This is a genomic window from Roseiarcus sp. (genome assembly GCF_049514155.1).
In the GTDB taxonomy this organism is placed as follows: domain Bacteria; phylum Pseudomonadota; class Alphaproteobacteria; order Rhizobiales; family Beijerinckiaceae; genus Roseiarcus.
The window spans coordinates 1-2,621 of the sequence record NZ_JBEKVH010000284.1; the positions used below are offsets into that span (position 1 = coordinate 1).

Sequence of the window (2,621 nt, forward strand, 5' to 3'; positions counted from 1 at the left end):
GCGGCGGGGGCGCGGATGCTGATCCCCTGCCACAACGAGACGCTCGATTGGGTCGACTCGGCGACCGACGCGCCGCGCCACGGCGGCTTCAACGCCTTCGGCCGCGCGGTGATCGGCGAGGCCAATCGGCTCGGCATGATCGTCGACGGCGCGCATGTGTCGCACGACGGCATCCGCCGCCTGCTCGACGTTTCCGAGGCGCCGGTCTTGCTGTCGCACTCCAACGCCTTCTCGCTGTGCGACCATCCGCGCAACGCGCCCGACGACGTGCTGAAGCGGCTGAAGGCGAACGGCGGCGCGGCGCTCGCGACCTTCGTGCCGGGCTTCGTGTCGCAGGCGCTGCGCAATTGGCTCAGAGGCTCGCTCGACCCCCACGGCAAGGCGCCGCCGGTCGTCGACGTTAATGCGCGGATCGCGGCGATCGAAGCGCGCCAGGGCCCGGCGCCGCGCGCGACGCTGGCCGAGGTCGCCGATCATGTCGTCTATCTGGTCGAGACGGCGGGCGTCGATCACGTCGGCATCGGCTCCGACTTCTACGGCGGCCTCCAGCCGCAGGGGCTCGAGCACGTCGGCCGCTTCCCCCATCTGTTCGCCGAACTGATCCGCCGCGGCTTCTCCGAGGGCGACCTCGAGAAAATCGCCTGCCGCAACCTCCTGCGCGTCATGCGCAAGGTCGAGCAGGTCGGCGAGCGCTTACGGGAAGCGCGCGAGCCGGCGGTCGGCCGGATCGAGGACTATCCGGGGGCGTGAGGGGCTGCCCTCATCCGGCGGCTTCGCCGCCGTCAAGTCGCGCGTCAAGTTTCGTCAAGTTTTGTCAAGCGATGTCAAGCCCGGCGCTTGACGGCGCGGCGGGATCGTCAACGAAATCAGGGCTGTCCGTCGCGTCAAGGGCGGCCTCGGCTTCTGTCGAACCGGCTTCGCCGGCGCGGCCTCGCCGTGCCGCTCGCGCCGCCGCTTGATGGTCTCGGCCATGGCGTTGAGCTTGGTCAGCAGCCGCTTGCGGCCGCCGTCGTCGGCAGCCGCCTCGGCGCCGTCGATCGCCGCGTATCGGTCGAGCCGGCCGGGCGCCCGCAGCAGCCGGTCGATGGCGGCGAGCTCGCCGTCGGCGACGCAGCGCGCGGCGAGCCGCAGCGCCGGCTCGAGCCGGGCGATCGGCGCCCGCGCGTGGACGAGTTTGGTCTCGTTCTCGCCCGCCGCGAAGGCGCTCGCGACGATCTGGGGCGCCCGCTCGCACGAAATCGCCTCCTCGCGCCCGATCGCCGCATAGGCCCAGCCCGCCTGGACGAGCGCGAGAATGCGAATCCTCCGCAAGTCGCGATCCCGCGCCGAGGTGCCCGCGACTGACGAAGACGGGGACTGAAGGGCGGCGTTCATGGCGGGGCGGCTTCCTTGGCGCTCGCGGCGGGTTTTGGCCGGCGATTGGATTTTACGAAAGAGAAGACTAGCATAAATTCTGATTATCAGAAAGACATTGTCACGGGCCGCGCGCATCGACATTCGCATAAGTCGGCGACGACGCGGAAACTCACCCCGCCCCTCGCCCTGCCTCTCTCCGCGAAGTCGCGGGGAGAGGGGAAAAATGGCGCCGCGCGCTCCTCTCCCCGTTCTTCACGGGGAGAGGTTGGGTGAGGGGCTTGGGGGTTCTGGCGACGCCTTACTAAATCTCCAACCTCCGCCAGCCACGCCGCCCCGGCGCCGTCAAGCGGCTGTGCCGCTCCGGCGTTGCGCTTCGGCCGCTTCGCGGTGACTGCGCCGGGTCGGCGCGGCAGGGGGCTTTCAAGTCGCGTTGCTGAGCGAAAGCGGCCGTCGGCCGCTATTCGTCAGCAACGCGACTTGCAGACCAAAAGCCGGCGCCGCGCGGAGCGGTCAAAGCTCACGTTAGCGATGCGCGCATCGGCTGGACCTTGACGGCGAGCGCGGCGATGGCAGGGTGCGCCTCAGCGAGCCGTTTTGATGGACTTTCGCGCATTCTTGTAGTAACAACAATTCAATGAGAATCGAGTTCGACGCGGCCAAGCGCGAGCAGACTCTGCGTGAGCGCGGCCTCGACATGGCGCGGGCGGACGAGATTTTCGCCGGCGCGACGCTGACGGTTTCCGACGACCGACGCGACTAAGCGAGGATCGCTTCATCACCGTCGGATTTCTCGACGCGCACATGGTCGTCGCCGTCTGGACCGCCCGGCGCGGCGCCCGCCGCATCATTTCTTTGAGGAAAGCCAATGACCGCGAACAAGCGCTCTACCGCCCCCGTTTCTGACGACGAAGCGCCCGATCTCAGCGCGCCGGAATGGGCGGCGAAGTTCAAGGCGGCGAAAGTCCGCCGGGGCCGGCGGCCGTCGGCGGCGCCGAAGGTCTCGACCACCATCCGGCTCGATCCGGACGTCGTCGCCGCATTCCGCGACGACGGCCCCGGCTGGCAATCGCGCATCAACGCCGCGCTGCAGGAATGGCTGAAGCGGAAGAAGCGGCCGGCGAGCGCGGCGGCAAAGGGCAAGTCGAGATCAAGGGCGGCTTAGGGCGCGAGCGGACTCGGATCGCGGCGGCGCTCCCTGCGGTCCCGCCGCCCCGGCGCCGTCAGGCGGCTGCGCCGGCCCGCTGTGGCTCGGATCCGACGGTCAA

General features: G+C 69.5%; 5 protein-coding genes. 4 read left to right on the forward strand and 1 reads right to left on the reverse strand.

What is annotated here, in order from left to right; genetic code table 11:
• Positions 1–750: dipeptidase (locus ABSF49_RS21505; protein WP_424114670.1), on the forward strand; the 750-nt coding region annotated here is incomplete at its 5' end.
• Between the two features lie 54 nt (positions 751–804).
• Here the strand turns inward: ABSF49_RS21505 and ABSF49_RS21510 are convergent.
• On the reverse strand, positions 805–1,311 hold the full coding sequence (locus ABSF49_RS21510; protein ID WP_424114671.1) for a hypothetical protein: 507 nt from the start codon (positions 1,309–1,311) through the stop codon (positions 805–807).
• 679 nt (positions 1,312–1,990) lie between these two features.
• Here ABSF49_RS21510 and ABSF49_RS21515 point away from each other — a divergent pair.
• The 3 genes from ABSF49_RS21515 to ABSF49_RS21525 are packed head-to-tail and all read left to right on the forward strand — an operon-like array spanning position 1,991 to position 2,518.
• Complete coding sequence (locus ABSF49_RS21515) at positions 1,991–2,116, forward strand: BrnT family toxin (protein WP_424114672.1); 126 nt, start codon at positions 1,991–1,993, stop codon at positions 2,114–2,116.
• Between the two features lie 41 nt (positions 2,117–2,157).
• Positions 2,158–2,259, forward strand: a complete 102-nt coding sequence (locus ABSF49_RS21520) for a BrnT family toxin (protein ID WP_424114673.1) — start codon at positions 2,158–2,160, stop codon at positions 2,257–2,259.
• Positions 2,222–2,518: a BrnA antitoxin family protein gene (locus tag ABSF49_RS21525; RefSeq protein ID WP_424114674.1), complete on the forward strand. Its 297-nt coding sequence runs from the start codon at positions 2,222–2,224 to the stop codon at positions 2,516–2,518. Before ABSF49_RS21520 ends, ABSF49_RS21525 begins: the two co-directional genes overlap by 38 nt.
• Positions 2,519–2,621: the final 103 nt, after the last annotated feature.